This is a genomic window from Pseudomaricurvus hydrocarbonicus (assembly GCF_011602365.1).
In the GTDB taxonomy this organism is placed as follows: Bacteria; Pseudomonadota; Gammaproteobacteria; order Pseudomonadales; family Cellvibrionaceae; genus Pseudomaricurvus; species Pseudomaricurvus hydrocarbonicus.
Window position 1 is genome coordinate 26,067 of record NZ_JAAONZ010000013.1, and the last position, 17,124, is coordinate 43,190.

Below are 17,124 nucleotides of genomic sequence, written 5' to 3' on the forward strand. Positions count from 1 at the left end.
TGTTCGCTAAGACTCACGGGTCACTAAGACTGACGGGTTGGCTAAGACGAAGAGTTCTGCGAGACAACTAGCTTAAAGACTAACGAAGATAGAGCCTACAGGCTGAGAAATATGTCCAAACGAGATTACTACGAAATCCTTGGCGTCGATCGCGATGTGTCCAAGGCTGACCTGAAGAAATCATATCGCCGAGTAGCGATGAAGTATCACCCCGATCGCAACCCTGATGATGCCGAGGCGGAGGCGAAATTTAAGGAGGCCAGCGAGGCCTACGAAATTTTGTCCAATGCGGAAAAGCGCAGTGCCTATGATCAGTTCGGCCACGCCGGTGTCGATCAGCAGGGCGGTGGTTTTGGTGGCGGCTTTGGCGGCGGTGGCGGCAGCTTCAGTGACATCTTTGGTGATGTGTTTGGGGATATTTTTGGCGGTGGCGGCGGTCGTGGTCGCGGCGGCCCGGCGCGTGGATCCGATCTGCGTTACACCCTGGAACTGGACCTTGAGGATGCAGTAAGAGGCACGTCGGTCAAAATTCGGGTGCCAACGCTGGTGGCGTGTAATACATGTGATGGTTCCGGTGCCAAGGTCGGTACCAAGCCCGTGTCCTGTACTACCTGTGGTGGTGTGGGTCAGGTGCGCATGCAACAGGGCTTTTTCTCGGTGCAGCAAACCTGCCCGAACTGTCGTGGTAATGGCACCATCATTTCTGACCCCTGTGACGATTGTCATGGCCAGGGGCGTGTGGAAGAGACCAAGACGCTTTCTGTGAAGGTGCCACCGGGCGTCGATACTGGCGATCGTATCCGTTTGTCGGGTGAGGGCGAAGCGGGCGTTGATGGCGGGCCTGCTGGCGATCTCTATGTGCAGGTGTCGGTGAAAAACCACGATATCTTCCAGCGCGATGGTAAAAACCTGTACTGCGAAGTGCCGATCAGCTTTGTCGATGCTGCCCTGGGTGGAGAGATTGATGTGCCGACCCTGGACGGTCGGGTCAAGCTGAAGGTGCCCCACGAAACACAGTCTGGAAAGTTGTTCCGACTGCGCGGGAAAGGCGTTATGCCGGTCCGTGGCGGCAATGCCGGTGACCTGATGTGCCGTGTCGTGGTTGAGACTCCGGTGAGCCTAAGCGGCAAGCAAAAAGAATTGTTGAAAGAATTCAAGGCCACCATGGAAGGCGACAAAAACTCTCCCAAGCAGAGCAGCTGGTTTGAGGGGATGAAGAATTTTTTTGGTGACATGAAAATATAAGTCAGATACGAACAGCGAGTGACAAGATCCGAGGAGTGCTGTTTCTGGCTCCGGTGTGAGTCGGCTAACGTTGATTGATCTGCTGGGAAAACATTATGGTTCGAATTGCAGTTACCGGTGCGGCCGGTCGTATGGGCAAAACCTTGATCGAGGCGATCGCTTTGGCCGAGGGCGTGGAGTTGACGGTCGCGTTGGAGCGCCCTGACAGTTCGTTGGTTGGCGCCGATGCGGGCGAGCTGGCGGGGTTGGGTAAGAATGGCGTCAGCATTGCGGGCGACATTCATGCCGTGATTAACGATTTTGATGTGTTGATTGATTTTACCGCCCCGGCCGCGACCCTGGCCAACGCCGCGGCTTGCGCCGCGGCGGGTAAGAAGATTGTGATTGGGACCACCGGGTTTACCCCGGAGGAAGAACAGCAGTTGCTGGCTAACCAGGCCCAAACGGCCCTGTGTAAGGCGGCAAACTTCAGCACCGGCGTGAATGTGACGCTCAAGCTGTTGAAACAGGCCGCTGAAATCCTGGGTGACGATTACGACATCGAAATCTATGAGGCGCACCATCGCCACAAGGTGGATGCCCCTTCCGGGACCGCACTGGCGATGGGTGAGGCCGTGGCCGAAGGCGTGAATCGCAACCTGCGAGACGTGGCGGTTTACGGTCGCGAAGGCCAGACCGGTGCCCGCCAGCGCGAAACCATTGGTTTTGCCACGGTGCGCGGTGGCGATGTGGTTGGTGATCACACGGTGATGTTCCTGGCCGACGGTGAGCGGGTCGAAATCACTCACAAGGCGTCCAGTCGTATGTCTTTTGCCCGCGGGGCTGTTCGCGCTGCCGGCTGGTTGGCTGATCAGCAGCCTGGGCTTTATTCCATGCGTGATGTGTTGGGCATTTAGTCCCTGCAAGGGCGTCTCAGGTGTCGGCAAAGACACCTTTGCCTGATTGAGCGTCGCCCTGGTGTCTGCGTGCGACGCACAAAACCCCTGCCGAGTGAGCTTGGCGGGGGTTTTTTATGCCCCGAAGGTTTGTGGTGTGGCCGATCAGGCGGGGGTTGGGCCAGGGTCGCCGGCGGGACAAGCGTATGTTTGTAACATGGCCGCCATGATCTCGATGTATGCCCTGGGGAATCGTGGCATAAGAGCGGGGTCTGGCATTGGACAGCAGCAGGGCAAATCGCGTACAATCCCGCCTCAGATCGATCTTGGCCAATGCCGCAGAAGCGAGCTAGACTGGTTGTTACACTTTTTCTTACGCAATAAGACTGGGTGGTAGCAATACTGACTAACGGTAATCGAATGCAAATAATTCAGAAGCGAGATGAAGCCAAATGTTTCATCTCGCTTTTTTGCAACTTGAGACCGGCTAAATCCAATCCCAGATACAGTACGCAGCTGTTTGGCTGCCCGGACACGTGCGAATTCGCGCGGCAGTGCCTCTCGGTCTACAGAAAAGCAGAATATGCATGTTAGTTGACTTGTTTTTATGTGCGGTGTGCCTGAGCAACACTGGATTTAAGCGACACTGTTTTTAAACAGTAGTGCTGTAAGAATGATGTGTTTGAGCAGTAACGTACGCTTGACGATGAACTAGCGAAAACTAACAAGGTAATGAGGGTTGCGGATGCCTCGCCAGCGCTGCAGCCCTAAAGATTTTGACGCCAACTCTTGAGGAGTCTGACTTGACAACTGGTGCCCTTAGACCCGCAATCCTGGTACTTGAAGATGGTAGTGTATTCCGTGGCAGCGCCATTGGTGCTGATGGAATATCCACCGGAGAGGTGGTGTTTAACACCGCCATGACCGGCTATCAGGAAATATTAACCGATCCCTCTTACGCGCAGCAGATTGTGACCCTGACCTACCCTCATATCGGGAATACGGGGACCAACAGCGAAGATGAAGAGTGTGATCGCATCTGGGCCAAGGGCCTGGTGATTCGCGACCTGCCGCTGATGGCCAGTAACTTCCGCAGTGAGCAGACTCTGGACGAGTACCTCAAGCAGCGCAACATCCTGGGGATTGCCGACATCGACACCCGTCGACTGACCCGTATCCTGCGCGACAAGGGCGCCCAGAACGGCTGCATCATGGCCGGCTCGGTGGATGAAGAGCAGGCGCTGGCGGCAGCAAAAGATTTTGGCGGCCTGAAGGGGCTGGATCTGGCTCAGGAAGTGACCACTCAGGAAAGCTACAGCTGGCAAGAGGGCAGCTGGCAGTTGGGTAAAGGCTTTGTGTCACCGTCGGATTTTACATTCAAAGTGGTGGCCTACGACTTCGGTGTTAAGCGCAACATTCTGCGCATGCTGGTCGATCGTGGTTGTGACCTGACCGTGGTGCCGGCCAAAACCCCGGCCGCAGAGGTTCTGGCGATGAACCCCGGCGGTATCTTCCTGTCCAATGGCCCGGGCGATCCCGAGCCTTGTGATTACGCCATTGAGGCCATTCAGGCGTTCCTGGAAACCGATGTTCCGGTGTTTGGTATTTGTCTGGGGCATCAGCTGCTGGCTCTGGCTTCTGGCGCCAAGACGGTGAAGATGGGGCTCGGCCATCACGGTGGCAACCACCCGGTGAAAAATATTGAAGATGGTACGGTGATGATCACCAGTCAGAACCACGGTTTTGCGGTGGACGAAGCCTCTCTGCCGGAGGCTCTGCGAGTGACGCATAAGTCATTGTTTGATGGCACTCTGCAGGGCATTCACCGCAACGACAAGCCCGCGTTCAGTTTCCAGGGACACCCGGAAGCGAGTCCCGGCCCACACGATGCTGCCCCGTTGTTCGATCATTTCATCGAACTGATGCAAGAGCGTCGCTAAGCAGTTTCAACAGCCAAGAAATTGTTCGTGGTTCGATGTCAGATGCAGTGCAGGCCCTACGCAGTAGCCACCGGGCGCGCCGCATCCGACATCAGACATCCAACCCGAGAATAGATAGAGCACACCATGCCAAAAAGAACTGACATACAAAGTATTCTGATCCTGGGTGCGGGCCCGATCGTCATCGGCCAGGCCTGTGAATTTGATTACTCTGGCGCCCAGGCCTGTAAAGCCCTGCGCGAAGAGGGTTACCGGGTCATTCTGGTCAACTCCAACCCGGCCACCATCATGACCGATCCGTCCATGGCGGATGCCACCTACATCGAGCCAATCGAGTGGCGCACGGTCGAAAAGATTATTGAGAAAGAGCGTCCGGATGCGGTACTGCCCACCATGGGTGGTCAAACGGCGTTGAATTGTGCCCTGGCCTTGCACGATAACGGCGTGCTGGAAAAATACGGCGTTGAGCTGATTGGTGCCAACCAAAAAGCCATTCACATGGCCGAAGACCGCAATCTGTTTGATCAGGCGATGAAGCGTATTGGCCTGGAGTGCGCCCGTGCCGATATCGTGCACACCATGGAAGCGGCGTTGGAAGTCCCCAAGAAGTACGGTTTCCCGGTGATCATTCGTCCCTCTTTCACCATGGGCGGCTCCGGCGGTGGTATTGCCTACAACTGGGAAGAGTTTGAAGAAATCTGTACCCGTGGTTTTGACTTGTCGCCCACCAACGAGCTGCTGATCGATGAATCACTGCTGGGTTGGAAAGAGTACGAGATGGAAGTGGTTCGTGATAAGAACGACAACTGCATCATCGTCTGCTCCATCGAGAACTTTGACCCTATGGGCGTGCACACCGGTGACTCCATCACCGTGGCGCCGGCCCAGACTCTGACCGATAAAGAACTGCAAATCATGCGTAACGCCTCCCTGGCGGTACTGCGTGAGATCGGTGTGGAAACCGGTGGTTCCAACGTACAGTTCGCGATGGACCCGAAAACCGGCCGCCTGGTGGTGATCGAAATGAACCCTCGTGTGAGCCGCTCTTCGGCGCTGGCTTCCAAGGCGACCGGTTTCCCGATCGCCAAGGTCGCCGCCAAGCTGGCCGTGGGTTACACCCTCGACGAGTTGCAGAATGACATCACCGGTGGTGCCACTCCGGCGTCGTTCGAGCCGTCCATCGATTACGTTGTGACCAAAATTCCTCGCTTCACCTTTGAAAAATTTGGTGATGCCGATGCGCGCCTGACCACGCAGATGAAGTCTGTGGGTGAAGTGATGGCCATCGGTCGTACGTTCCAGGAATCCTTGCAAAAAGCTTTGCGCGGTCTGGAAGTAGACTCCGCCGGCTTCGAGCCCAAGGTCGACCTCAAGTCGGATGACGCCATGGCGCACATTCGTCGCGACCTGTCCACGCCGGGCGCTGAGCGCATCTGGTATGTGGGCGATGCCTTCCGCGCCGGCATGAGCGTCGACGAGGTGTATGAAGTTTCCGCCATTGACCCCTGGTTCCTGGTGCAGATTGAAGACCTGATCAAGTCCGAGACCATGCTGTCGGCCATGCCGTTGAGCGAAATTGACGCGGACCTGATGTTCCGGATGAAGCGTAAAGGCTTCTCCGATAAGCGCCTGGGAGCGCTGCTCAGTGTCAGTGAGAAGACGCTGCGCAATCACCGCACCAAACTGGGTATCCACCCGGTTTACAAGCGCGTGGATACCTGTGCGGCGGAATTCTCCACGTCGACTGCCTACATGTACTCGACCTATGAAGAAGAGTGTGAAGCGAATCCGTCCGACCGCGACAAGATCATGGTGCTGGGTGGCGGTCCTAACCGTATTGGCCAGGGTATCGAGTTTGATTACTGTTGTGTGCACGCCGCACTGGCGTGTCGCGAAGACGGTTACGAAACCATTATGGTCAACTGTAACCCCGAGACCGTGTCCACGGATTACGACACCTCTGACCGTCTGTTCTTTGAGCCGGTGACGCTGGAAGACGTGTTGGAAATTGTGCGCAAGGAGAAGCCCAAAGGGGTGATTGTGCAGTTTGGTGGCCAGACGCCATTGAAACTGGCTCGCTCACTGGAAGCGGAAGGTGTGCCGATCATCGGTACCAGTCCGGAAGCGATTGACCGTGCCGAAGACCGTGAACGTTTCCAGCAAATGCTGATTCGTCTGGATCTCAAGCAGCCGTCCAACGCGATTGTGCGCTCTACCGAAGAAGCGGTTCGCATGGCTTCGCACGTGGGCTACCCGCTGGTGGTGCGTCCATCTTACGTGCTGGGCGGACGGGCGATGGAAATCGTGCATAAAGAGGAAGAGCTGCGCACTTACATGCGTGAAGCGGTGCAGGTCTCTGAAGATGCGCCAGTGCTGCTGGATCACTTCCTCAATGCCGCGATTGAAGTGGACATTGACGCGGTGTGCGACGGTACGGATGTCGTGATTGGTGCCATCATGCAGCACATTGAGCAGTGTGGCGTTCACTCCGGTGACTCGGCGTGTTCTCTGCCACCGTACTCCCTGCCCGCCAGCGTGCAGGACGACATGCGTGAGCAGGTGCGCAAGATGGCCGTTGAGCTGGGTGTGATCGGCTTAATGAACGTACAGCTGGCCTATCAGGGCGGTGAGATCTACGTGATTGAAGTCAATCCACGGGGTTCGCGTACGGTACCGTTTGTGTCCAAGTGCATCGGTGTGTCGCTGGCGAAGGTTGCGGCTCGGGTGCAGGCGGGTAAGAGTCTGGCGGAGCAGGGCTTCACCACCGAAATCGTGCCCAATTACTACAGTGTTAAAGAAGCGGTATTCCCGTTCAACAAGTTCCCGGCGGTTGATCCGATTCTGGGGCCTGAGATGAAATCCACCGGTGAAGTCATGGGTGTGGGTGATACCTTTGCCGAAGCCTACGCTAAAGCCCAGCTGGGTGCGGGGGATGAAATCCCAACCGAGGGCCGGGTGTTTATCAGTGTGCGCGATTGCGACAAGGAAGATCTGCTTCCGGTGGCCAATGAGCTGGTGGATCTGGGCTTTAGCCTGGTGGCAACCCGCGGTACGGCGAAGTTCCTGGCCGGTCACGGCCTCAACGTTGATGTCGTGAACAAGGTGATTGAAGGTCGTCCGCACATTGTGGACATGATCAAAAACGATGAAATTTCCATGGTGTTCAACACCACGGAAGGCAAGCAGGCCATTAAGGATTCTGCGTCCATTCGTCGCAGTGCGGAAAACCACCGCGTTTATTACACCACCACCATTGCTGGTGCCGCAGCGGTTTGCATGGCCCTGCGTTTTGGACAGCAGCAGCAGGTTCGCAGCTTACAAGAGCTGCATGGGAGAATTGCAGGATGATCAAAGTTCCAATGACCGTCGAAGGCGCCAATGCGTTGCGTGAAGAGCTCGATCGCCTGAAAAAAGTGGATCGCCCGCGCATTGTGCAGGCGATTGCCGAAGCCCGTGAGCACGGCGATCTGAAAGAAAATGCCGAATACCACGCGGCCCGCGAGCAGCAGGGATTCTGTGAAGGTCGTATTCAGGAAATCGAAGGCAAGCTGGCCAGCGCTCAGGTGATCGATATTTCCCAGATCCCCGTCGGTGACAAGGTTATCTTCGGCACCACGGTGGTGATCATCAACGTGGACACCGATGAAGCGGTTACTTACAAGATTGTTGGCGATGACGAGGCGAATGTGAAGGTCAACAAGATCTCCATCAACTCCCCGATTGCACGCGGTTTGATCGGCAAAGAAGTCGGCGATGTGGCGGTGATACGCACGCCGGGCGGTGAAGTGGAATATGAAATTGACGAAGTAAAATTCATCTAACCACTTTTCAGTCTTCTTTGACTTGACGCGAGGCAGCCGAATCCCAAGGCTGTCTCGCTACTCGCTACTCGCTACTCGCTACTCGCTACTCGCTACTCGCCCAAGGTGAATTGCGCAGCAAGAGAGGGCACGCTGGGGTGACTCGCACCTCGCACCTCAAACCTCGCCCCCTAGCCTTATATCAATTCCTCAGCTACGATTGATCTTTAATAACACAATTTTACCGATTGGACCTCTACTAAAGTAGGGTGTAGCTCTTTCTGACGCTGGTCTATGATGGAGCCATTGAAGTTCAAAATATCCGTTAATTATAAATAATTAGAAGTTGAGGGAGTTGTTATGTCAGAGGTACACGTCTACCCGGTTCCGGACCAAGTGGCTGAATCTGCCTGGATCAATCGCGAGAAGTACGAATCCATGTACCGCCAGTCGGTGGAGAACCCGGATGCCTTCTGGGGCGAACAGGCGAAACAATTTCTCACCTGGAGCAAGCCGTTCACCAAAGTGCAGGAATACGATTTTCACAAGGGCACTGCCAGCTGGTTTGAAGACGGCGAGCTGAATGTCAGCGTCAACTGCATCGATCGACATCTGGCCACCCGGGGCGATCAGGTGGCCATCATCTGGGAAGGTGATGACCCGACCGAAGACAAGAAAGTTACCTACCGTCAGTTGCACACCGAGGTGTGTAAACTGGCCAATGTGCTCAAAGAGCGCGGCGTGAAAAAAGGCGATCGGGTCTGTATTTACATGCCCATGATCCTTGAAGCCGCCTACGCGATGCTGGCCTGTACCCGCATTGGCGCCGTGCACTCCATCGTCTTTGGTGGCTTTTCCCCGGACGCGCTGCAGGGGCGGATTCTCGATTCCGATTGTCAGGTGCTGATTACTGCCGATGAAGGCGTGCGCGGTGGCAAGTCGGTACCCCTGAAAGTGAATGCCGACAAGGCGCTGGAAGGCTGCCCGAATGTTCACACCTGCCTGGTCGTGAACCGCACCGGAGGCCCGGTGAACTGGGTCGAAGGTCGCGACATCTGGTACGGCGAAGCCACCGCCGCAGCCTCGGCCGAGTGTGAGCCGGAACCCATGGCGGCGGAAGACCCGCTGTTCATTCTCTATACCTCGGGTTCGACCGGTAAGCCCAAAGGGGTTCTGCACACCACCGCCGGTTACCTGTTGCAATCGGCCATGACTCACAAATACACCTTTGATTACAAAGACGGTGACGTCTACTGGTGTACGGCGGATGTGGGTTGGGTGACCGGGCACAGTTACATCGTTTACGGACCGCTGACCAACGGGGCGATTACCTTAATGTTTGAAGGTGTGCCCACCTACCCCAGCGCCTCTCGTTGCTGGGAGATTGTCGACAAGCATCAGGTCAATATTTTCTACACGGCGCCCACCGCCATTCGTGCCTTGATGGGCGCGGGTGATGAGATGGTCACCAGCACCAACCGCGAATCCCTGCGTTTGCTGGGTACCGTGGGGGAGCCGATCAACCCGGAAGCCTGGGAGTGGTACCACCGCGTGGTGGGCGAAAGCCGCTGCCCGATTGTGGACACCTGGTGGCAGACCGAAACCGGTGCGCACATGTTGACACCCCTTCCGGGGGCGACCGATCTGAAGCCGGGCTCAGCGACGCTGCCCTTCTTTGGGGTGCAGCCGGTCATTCTCGACGCCGAAGGTCATGAGATTGAAGGCGCCTGTGAAGGCAGTCTGGCCATCAAAGCCTCCTGGCCCAGCCAGATTCGCACGGTCTACGGCGATCATCAGCGCTGTGTCGATACCTATTTCAGTACCTACCCGGGTTACTATTTCACCGGTGACGGTGCGCGCCGTGACGAAGACGGCTACTACTGGATTACTGGCCGTGTGGACGATGTGCTGAACGTCTCCGGTCACCGCATGGGTACCGCGGAGATTGAAAGTGCGCTGACACTGCACACGCAAATCGCCGAAGCGGCCGTTGTGGGGGCTCCACACGACATCAAGGGGCAGGGCATTTACTGCTACGTGACACCGATGGCGGGTGTCGAAGGCAGCGATGAACTGAAAAAAGAACTGGTCAATCTCTGTGTGCAGGAGATTGGTCCGATTGCCAAACCCGACTGGATTCAGTGGGCGCCGGGCCTGCCCAAGACCCGCTCCGGCAAGATCATGCGTCGCATCCTGCGCAAGGTCGCTGCCAATGAACTGGATACCCTGGGGGATACCTCAACCCTGGCGGACCCCTCCGTCGTGGACCAGTTGATCGATAATCGCCTCAACCGCTAGAAGCGGCGACATCAATAACGCCTGATTCGAGAGGCGGGACAAAGACACTGTCCCGCCTCTCGCTCAAGGTGAATACATAGCAAGAAAGGCACCCAGGGGTGTCTCGCTTTTATCTTTCTTGTTCTAGTGGAATTGCGCAGCAAGAGAGGGCACCCTGGGTTGGCTCGCCACTCGCCACTCGCCACTCGCCACTCGCCACTCGCCACTCGCCACTCGCCACTCGCCACTCGCCACTCGCCACTCGCCACTCGCCACTCGCCACTCGCCACTTTTTTTATGCCATACTGCGCCTTTTTCCACGGGCGTCACTGTCTATGCTTGGGTCCTCCCCTGATTTCCTCTATATTGCCGGCCTGCTCGGGGTCATTGTGTTTGCTATTTCGGGCGCCCTGGCGGCAGCGGAAAAGCACCTCGACATACTCGGATTCATCCTGTTTGCGGCCATCACCGGTATCGGCGGTGGCACCGTGCGCGATCTCATTTTGGGGGTGGATGTTTTTTGGGTGACGGACGCTCTTTACTTGCAAGTGTGTGTGGCTGCGGGTGTACTGACGTACTTTTTGGCTCCCCAGTTCGTCGCACGTCAGCGCTTGTTGCTGTGGATGGATGCCATGGGGTTGGCGCTGTTCAGTGTGCTGGGGACCTCCAAAGCCTATGCTTTGGGGGTGGATCTGTTGGTGGCCTGCGCGATGGGGATGATTACCACCACGTTCGGCTCGGTGATTCGGGACATTTTGTCCGATCGTGAGCCGGTGCTGTTGGGTCCGGAAATCTACGTTACGGCGGCTTTGGCGGGGGCGATGAGTTACCTGCTGTTGTTTCATGTGCTGGGCGATAGCGGTGTGAGTATTGCGATCGCCGTGGTGATTGCTTTTGCGGTTCGCGCGGCGGCGATGGTGTGGGATTTACGGTTGCCCAAGTTTTCCCGCTATTAGTGTGTTCAAATACTGGTGTGGCGCAACTCGGGTAAACGTTTTGGCCGGCACTCACTCGCATTGCTCATAGAGAGTTGCGGTGTCGGCAGGTTAGAAATACGGGTTAGTAGCTGGAGTAATTTTTCATGGATTCAAATAGCTCTGCTTCTCAGCAAGCGGCTTCCGAGGGGGCCTGGGATTGTGTTGAGTGGGATTACCCCACCCCTTTTTTGCTGGATGTGAGCGTGGAGGAAAAAGACATTGATGGTCTGCAGCACGTCAATAATGCGGTCTATGTCAGCTGGTGTCAGGAGGCCGGTTGGGGACACTCCAAGGCGCTGGGAATAGGCCTGAAAGATTATCAGGCACTGGATCGCGCCATGGCGATTCGTCGCAGTGAGTTTGATTATCTGCAGGCGGCGTACCTGGGGGATTCACTCAAGGTGGCGACCTGGCTGACCGGCAATGACAACAAATTGTCCATGGAACGTCGGTTTCAGTTGGTGAGGGCCAGCGATGGTGCCACCTTGTTGCGGGCGCGCTGGGATTTGGTGTGTATCCAGATCAGCAGTGGCCGCCCCAAGCGCATGCCGACGTCCTTCAAAGAGGTTTACGGCAGCGTGGTCGTCGAGGCCTGAGCCTAAGGGGCTTAAGGGCTGGCGAAGTGGTTCGTCAGCCCGTGATTAAGGGGCGGGTGAGCCGGATCAGCCGTTGGCATTCGGCCGCGATGTCCATGGTTTTCAGCGAGGAGGGCTCGGTCAGTTTGCGGGTAATGTACTGGCTGAACGCGCCTGACAAGGTGTCGTGCAGGTCCATAACCGAGGCATCTGCCCGCACACACCCCTGCTGTTGGCCCTGCGCTAGAATATCTTCCAGAAGTTTGACCAGGTAACGCTCGCTGAATTGGGGGTCAATGGTGCGCTGCCGTGCTGTGATGCTGAGAAAGACAATTTCAGCCAGTTGCGGGTGGGCAAGATAAAAACTGACGACGGTGGTCAGAAAGGTATCCAGTTGATCCAGCGCGTTGCCGGAAGTCTGGTCAATCTTTTGCCGCACTTCCTCTTCCAAGTGAGCCAAATCGGGCAGGATACAGGCAAAGATTAATGAGTCTTTGTTGCCGAAATATTTGTAGATGGTTTGTGGGCCAACGCCGGCTTTCTTGGCGATGTCACGGATGCCGACTTGGTGAAACAGTCCCTGAGAAAAGAACTCTATGACGGTCACTCGCAGTTTTTCCAGCATTTCGGGGCTGATGGTGCGGCGGTCTTGCTTGGGGTAGGTTAGCTCGGGGCTATAATCGGTCATAGGACTCCGTCGTTATCATTGATTTTGGCGTGCCGATTAACAGATTGAAAATTGAATATATATCAGTGATCAGTCACGTTCAATTGAACGAAGGGGAAGGTGTGTTGTTTTTCACGCCATATTTGTCGTCTGTTTAACACTTATGGTGTTTGTCCTGGCTGGCAGGAAGCGGGTTATAATGGCGTATAAGTGGATTGACCCGCCGACGGGAGGGCGTATGTCAGATAGCGATACAACTGAGTTTGAAGCGTTCCGTGCGGCGATGGGGGATGTCAAACCCATCAAACGACCGGCGCGGGTCAAGCTGCAATCCTCCGCAGACCTGGGGACTAACCTGCGGGCCCGGCGAGAAGCCGCAACCGCCACGGTGGCGTCGGAGATCAATGATTTGTCCGGTGAGTTCATTGAGCCGGTCGACCCGAGCGACATCCTCAGTTTCCAGCGTCCGGGCATACAGAATGGTGTCTTTCGCAACCTGCGCCTCGGCAAGTATGCCATTGAAGCGCGTCTGGATTTGCACCGCCACACGGTTGAGCAGGCGAGGGAGGCGGTGTTTCGATTTGTCAGCGACTGCTTAAAACACGATATTCGCTGCGCTCTGATCACCCACGGTAAAGGGGAAGGCCGCAAGCAGCCGGCGGTGCTCAAGAGTTGTATTGCCCACTGGCTGCCGCAATTGGCTGAGGTCATGGCGTTTCACTCGGCTCAAAAACAGCACGGCGCCTCCGGCGCCACCTACATCATGTTGCGCAAGAGTGAGCGCAAGCGCCAGGACAATCTGGAGCGCCATCAAAAACGTCGCCTGTAATGGCCGGGCGTGTCAAAAGTTACGCTTGTGGCTGTGGTTTGCAGCCGTTCATCGGCCAGCGGGTGGTTCGTTAGCCCTTGCCCCCCGAGTCATCGGTTCTCCTGTCGCTTTGGGCTCTGCTGTCAATAGCTTCTTTCTCTGAGTCTTCGATATTTGGGGCAAGTTCCGCGTTAATTGTTCGCCAGAATGAAAGAGATGCCTTAGACTTATTCATATGTGTGCTATGTTTATTACTACTTGTAACTTTAGCATCTAATACCCTAAGGAGAAGGTATGGACTTGAATGTGGATAAGATCATGGAGACGGCTCCAGAGTTGATCATGACGTACGGCTTGAAATTCGTCATGGCGATAGTCGTTTTTCTGGTTGGTAAGTGGTTGGCCAAATTGTTGTCATCGGCTCTTGGTCGGGGGTTGGCGGCGAAAAATATTGATCCGACCGTTGCGCATTTTACCAAAAACATTGCCTATTACGCCTTGTTTGCCATGGTGGTCGTGGCCGCGCTGGGGCAGCTGGGTATTCAGACTGCGTCTTTTGTGGCCATTGTGGGTGCCGCAGGTTTGGCCGTTGGTTTTGCCTTGCAGGGATCGCTGGCCAATTTTGCCGCCGGTGTGTTGCTGATTTTGTTCCGCCCCTTCAAGGTGGGCGATTATGTGGAAGCGGGGGGCACCGCCGGGGTCGTTAAAGAGGTGTCCATCTTTTCGACCATTCTGACAACGCCGGATAATAAGGTGGTCATCATCGCCAACAACGCGGTGATGAGCAATAACATCACCAACTATTCCACCATGCCCACGCGTCGTGTGGATTTGAAGGTTGGCATCAGTTATGGATCGGATATTAAACTCGCCAAACAGGTGATGCAGGACATCGCCGATGCCGACAGTCGAATTCTAAAAGACCCGGCAGTGCAGATTGCGGTTTCCGAGCTGGCGGATTCTTCCGTTAATTTTGTGTTCCGCTCGTGGGTGAACAGTGCCGATTACTGGGGCGTCTTTTTTGATTTTACCGAACAGGTGAAGTTGAAGTTCGACGAGAAGGGCATCGAAATTCCATTCCCGCAAATGGATGTGCATTTGGATAAGTAAATACCCGTGCGGGAGAAGGGCAAGCTCGTGCTTTGAATGACGGCTGCTCTTTAATAACCGTCATGTTGTTAAACCGTAAAACCCCGGTGCTTTGGCGAGCCCCCGGGGTTTTTTTATTGGCTTTCGAATGTTGCTTTAGCAAGCCATTACTTGGCTGAAATGGCGGCAGACAAATCATCCGCAGCAATAAAGCCCAGCAACGTAAAGGTGGTGATAAGAACGCTGTAGAGAACCATAGTAATATCCTTTTTTCAGTGGAAAGCGGTTACAGTTAATGGGGTTTCACAAAAACTGTTTCAGTGATTACGCCATTCATATTAGAGGATTCAACTTTAAGTTGACTCAAGCGCTGGTAAAGTTCTGTGTGGGTTTGTGGTAAAAGGTAAGCGGGCAGGCAAGCAGAAAGGCAAGCGGAAAGGCAAGCGGAAAGAGCCGTGCAGATGGGGGCAGGCGGTCGCGCGAAAAACGCGGCCTGTAGCGAGTGAAACCCGTGTTTTTAAACCGGTGAAGCGAGGGGGGAATCTTGTTTAAATACGGTGAGGTTCCAGGTTGACGTCATAAAGGCGTGAGCCCATCAGCGTCATGTCTCCCCGATAGCGCTGGTCGCCGGTGGCGGTAAATTCAAATTCATAGCGGCGGGCAAGGGCAAAGTTGCCTCGTTTGTCCCGTTTCAGTCTCAAGCTCAACAGCGACACCGTGTCATCCAGCAGTTGCACATTCATGTGTTCACAATGCTGTTTGGCCAGGCTGATGGCGCGATCCCGATAGCCGGCGTTTTGCCAGATCAGCAGCCCGACGATGCCCACAACAAAGGCAATCATTAAATCGTAAATGGTCATGCAGTGCTTTTATCTCAGGGTCGTAGGTGGAGTGGAGCGCTACTATACCTCATTTCCGCTCCGTCTTATTCATTCGACTGGATCACGATCATGGCGGCGAACTGAACGTCTCCTGCAGGACCGTCATCATGGCTTGTGATGCCGCTGACAGGGGGTAGCGTCGGCGGGTGAGGATGCCCACCTGACGAATCAGGCCGGCCCCGCGCAAGGGCCGACAACAGGCGTTGACTTCCAGCATCTGCTGCTCAGACAGTGCGGGCACAATGCTAACCCCCAGGCCATTGGCTACCATGCGGCCGACGGTTATCAACTGGTGTGCTTCAAACGCGGGTGCGAATGGTAGCTGTTGCTGAGCGAGCAGGTCGCTGATCAGTTGACGGACTTGTGACGGTGCCTGCAGAGTGATCAGGTCTTCCCCCGCCAGTTCGGCAATGTCGATATCTTGCTGGCGGGTTAGGGGATGTCCGTTGGGCAGCACGGCCACAAAGCGGTCTTCAAATAATGGGCTGAAATTCAGATCGTCCAGTTCTCCGGGGTAAAAACTGATGCCCAGCTCGGCCCGTCCGGCGCGCACCATCCGCACCACGTCTTCGGCAATTACATCGTGCAAGGCGACCCGGATGTGGGGGTGTTGCTGTTTGTAGGCAAATAACCCCTGGGGTAACAGGTTCGACGCAAAAGAGGGCATGGCCGCCATCGTGATGCGGCCGGTGTGCAGGGCAAAGCGGTTTTCGAGGTCTTCCAGGGCATCGTCCCAGTCGCTGAGCAGGCGCTTGGCCGTGGGCAGGAACTCTTCACCCTCTGGCGTGAGGCCAAAGGCGCGGGTGGTGCGGGTGAGCAGCTGTCCGCCTACCGATTGTTCCAGTGTTTTGATCGCAATGCTCAGCGCGGGTTGAGACAGGTTAATCTGTGCAGCAGCCTCGGCAAAGCTGTTGGATCGGGCCACGGCCACAAAGGCGCGGATTTGTTTCAGGGTGGCGTTGCTCACGAGCGGGACCTTTATTTTAAAAATTTTATCAATCTATGATATTTTTTCATTTGATAAATATAAGGCCATCCGCCACTCTAGGCAACGAATAAGATGTTTTCTGTGGTGCTGGCTCGGACTGCCATACTGACATACAGCTTGGGTGGCCTGGTCGGTAGCAGAGAGCAAAGACTCATGGTGTTAATAGGCCATCATTAATAACCCTTGTATTGATAACCAATGGGTCAACAGGCCATAGCGATAAAAGACAAAAGCGATAAAACGGTTTCACCACAGAGGGGAGCCGAAATAACCTGGAGGAGTTCAAACCATGTCGGGTTTTGACAAGGTGGTAAACAGTTACGAAGAAGCGATGGAAGGTCTGCAAGATGACATGACCATCATTGCCGGAGGCTTTGGCCTGTGCGGTATCCCGGAAAACCTGATCAACGAGATCAAACGCAGAGGCGTTCATGGGCTGACCATTGTGTCCAACAACTGCGGAGTGGACGGTTTCGGTCTGGGGGTCTTGCTGGAAGACAAGCAGGTTAAAAAAATGGTGTCCTCCTACGTGGGTGAAAACAAGCTGTTTGAGCAGCAGTTGCTGGCCGGTGAGCTGGAGGTGGAATTGACACCACAGGGAACCCTGGCGGAAAAGATGCGTGCTGGCGGAGCCGGTATCCCGGCCTTTTATACGGCCACCGGTTACGGTACCGAAGTGGGTAAGGGCAAGGACGTGAAAGAATTTAACGGCCGGCCTTACATTCTTGAAGAGTCCATTACCGGCGATTTTGCCATCGTCAAAGCCTGGAAAGCCGACCGTTATGGCAATCTGGTGTATCGCCACACGGCGCAAAACTTCAATCCCATGGCGGCTACCGCGGGCAAAATCACCGTGGTTGAGGTGGAGGAAATTGTGGAGCCGGGTGAGCTGGATCCCTGCCAGATACACACCCCCGGTATCTATGTGGATCGCCTGATCAAAGGCACCTTCGAAAAACGTATTGAACAGCGCACTGTTCGCGAAGCTTAAGGAGATCGGAC

The 17,124-nt window shown here is 55.4% G+C and carries 15 protein-coding genes; 11 read left to right on the forward strand and 4 right to left on the reverse strand.

Features of this window, described 5'->3' with window-relative positions:
* Positions 1-111: 111 nt before the first annotated feature.
* From dnaJ to acs, 6 genes are all read left to right on the forward strand, one after another.
* Positions 112-1,245 (forward strand): molecular chaperone DnaJ, encoded by a 1,134-nt coding sequence (gene dnaJ, locus G8770_RS15360; protein ID WP_167188668.1) that lies wholly within the window; start codon positions 112-114, stop codon positions 1,243-1,245.
* A gap of 92 nt (positions 1,246-1,337) precedes the next feature.
* Entirely contained in the window at positions 1,338-2,141 is an 804-nt protein-coding gene (dapB, locus tag G8770_RS15365; protein WP_425050610.1) for a 4-hydroxy-tetrahydrodipicolinate reductase, read from the forward strand.
* Positions 2,142-2,923: 782 nt separating this feature from the next.
* Positions 2,924-4,060: a glutamine-hydrolyzing carbamoyl-phosphate synthase small subunit gene (gene carA, locus G8770_RS15370; RefSeq protein ID WP_167188674.1), complete on the forward strand. Its 1,137-nt coding sequence runs from the start codon at positions 2,924-2,926 to the stop codon at positions 4,058-4,060.
* A gap of 126 nt (positions 4,061-4,186) precedes the next feature.
* A complete protein-coding gene (gene carB / locus G8770_RS15375) occupies positions 4,187-7,408 on the forward strand; it encodes a carbamoyl-phosphate synthase large subunit (protein WP_167188677.1) in 3,222 nt (1,073 codons plus the stop codon).
* Complete coding sequence (gene greA, locus G8770_RS15380; protein ID WP_167188680.1) at positions 7,405-7,881, forward strand: transcription elongation factor GreA; 477 nt, start codon at positions 7,405-7,407, stop codon at positions 7,879-7,881. Before carB ends, greA begins: the two co-directional genes overlap by 4 nt.
* Positions 7,882-8,220: 339 nt before the next feature.
* Positions 8,221-10,158 carry an acetate--CoA ligase gene (acs, locus tag G8770_RS15385; protein WP_167188683.1) on the forward strand — a complete coding sequence of 646 codons (1,938 nt, stop codon included), beginning with the start codon at positions 8,221-8,223 and terminating at the stop codon, positions 10,156-10,158.
* A 123-nt stretch (positions 10,159-10,281) separates the two neighbouring features.
* Here the strand turns inward: acs and G8770_RS15390 are convergent, their stop codons facing one another.
* Positions 10,282-10,458: a hypothetical protein gene (locus G8770_RS15390; protein WP_167188686.1), complete on the reverse strand. Its 177-nt coding sequence runs from the start codon at positions 10,456-10,458 to the stop codon at positions 10,282-10,284.
* Positions 10,459-10,472: 14 nt separating this feature from the next.
* Here G8770_RS15390 and G8770_RS15395 point away from each other — a divergent pair, with 14 nt between their 5' ends.
* Together G8770_RS15395 and G8770_RS15400 are read left to right on the forward strand one after the other, a co-directional pair.
* Positions 10,473-11,093 carry a trimeric intracellular cation channel family protein gene (locus G8770_RS15395; protein ID WP_167188688.1) on the forward strand — a complete coding sequence of 207 codons (621 nt, stop codon included), beginning with the start codon at positions 10,473-10,475 and terminating at the stop codon, positions 11,091-11,093.
* Positions 11,094-11,218: 125 nt separating this feature from the next.
* A complete protein-coding gene (locus tag G8770_RS15400) occupies positions 11,219-11,710 on the forward strand; it encodes an acyl-CoA thioesterase (protein ID WP_167188691.1) in 492 nt (163 codons plus the stop codon).
* 34 nt (positions 11,711-11,744) lie between these two features.
* Here the strand turns inward: G8770_RS15400 and G8770_RS15405 are convergent, their stop codons facing one another.
* Positions 11,745-12,377, reverse strand: coding sequence for a TetR/AcrR family transcriptional regulator (locus G8770_RS15405; protein WP_167188694.1), 633 nt, complete (start codon positions 12,375-12,377; stop codon positions 11,745-11,747).
* Positions 12,378-12,594: 217 nt separating this feature from the next.
* Between G8770_RS15405 and smrA the strand changes: the two genes are divergently transcribed.
* Together smrA and G8770_RS15415 are read left to right on the forward strand one after the other, a co-directional pair.
* Positions 12,595-13,185: a DNA endonuclease SmrA gene (gene smrA, locus G8770_RS15410; RefSeq protein WP_167188697.1), complete on the forward strand. Its 591-nt coding sequence runs from the start codon at positions 12,595-12,597 to the stop codon at positions 13,183-13,185.
* 273 nt (positions 13,186-13,458) lie between these two features.
* Positions 13,459-14,274, forward strand: coding sequence for a mechanosensitive ion channel family protein (locus G8770_RS15415; RefSeq protein WP_167188700.1), 816 nt, complete (start codon positions 13,459-13,461; stop codon positions 14,272-14,274).
* 527 nt (positions 14,275-14,801) lie between these two features.
* Here G8770_RS15415 and G8770_RS15420 read toward each other — a convergent pair.
* Positions 14,802-15,113, reverse strand: a complete 312-nt coding sequence (locus tag G8770_RS15420; protein ID WP_167188702.1) for a DUF3301 domain-containing protein — start codon at positions 15,111-15,113, stop codon at positions 14,802-14,804.
* 88 nt (positions 15,114-15,201) lie between these two features.
* A complete protein-coding gene (locus tag G8770_RS15425) occupies positions 15,202-16,101 on the reverse strand; it encodes a LysR substrate-binding domain-containing protein (RefSeq protein WP_167188705.1) in 900 nt (299 codons plus the stop codon).
* 310 nt (positions 16,102-16,411) lie between these two features.
* On the opposite strand from G8770_RS15425, the gene G8770_RS15430 reads away from it, so the two are divergent.
* Positions 16,412-17,113, forward strand: coding sequence for a CoA transferase subunit A (locus G8770_RS15430; protein WP_167188708.1), 702 nt, complete (start codon positions 16,412-16,414; stop codon positions 17,111-17,113).
* Positions 17,114-17,124 lie beyond the last annotated feature (11 nt).

Excerpts from the sequence above, each read along its gene's own strand:
- dnaJ (WP_167188668.1), top strand. The coding sequence starts at position 112 with ATGTCCAAACGAGATTACTACGAAATCCTTGGCGTCGATCGCGATGTG.
- carB (WP_167188677.1), top strand. The coding sequence starts at position 4,187 with ATGCCAAAAAGAACTGACATACAAAGTATTCTGATCCTGGGTGCGGGC.
- greA (WP_167188680.1), top strand. The coding sequence starts at position 7,405 with ATGATCAAAGTTCCAATGACCGTCGAAGGCGCCAATGCGTTGCGTGAA.
- acs (WP_167188683.1), top strand. The coding sequence starts at position 8,221 with ATGTCAGAGGTACACGTCTACCCGGTTCCGGACCAAGTGGCTGAATCT.
- G8770_RS15395 (WP_167188688.1), top strand. The coding sequence starts at position 10,473 with ATGCTTGGGTCCTCCCCTGATTTCCTCTATATTGCCGGCCTGCTCGGG.
- G8770_RS15400 (WP_167188691.1), top strand. The coding sequence starts at position 11,219 with ATGGATTCAAATAGCTCTGCTTCTCAGCAAGCGGCTTCCGAGGGGGCC.
- G8770_RS15405 (WP_167188694.1), bottom strand. The coding sequence starts at position 12,377 with ATGACCGATTATAGCCCCGAGCTAACCTACCCCAAGCAAGACCGCCGC.
- smrA (WP_167188697.1), top strand. The coding sequence starts at position 12,595 with ATGTCAGATAGCGATACAACTGAGTTTGAAGCGTTCCGTGCGGCGATG.
- G8770_RS15415 (WP_167188700.1), top strand. The coding sequence starts at position 13,459 with ATGGACTTGAATGTGGATAAGATCATGGAGACGGCTCCAGAGTTGATC.
- G8770_RS15420 (WP_167188702.1), bottom strand. The coding sequence starts at position 15,113 with ATGACCATTTACGATTTAATGATTGCCTTTGTTGTGGGCATCGTCGGG.
- G8770_RS15430 (WP_167188708.1), top strand. The coding sequence starts at position 16,412 with ATGTCGGGTTTTGACAAGGTGGTAAACAGTTACGAAGAAGCGATGGAA.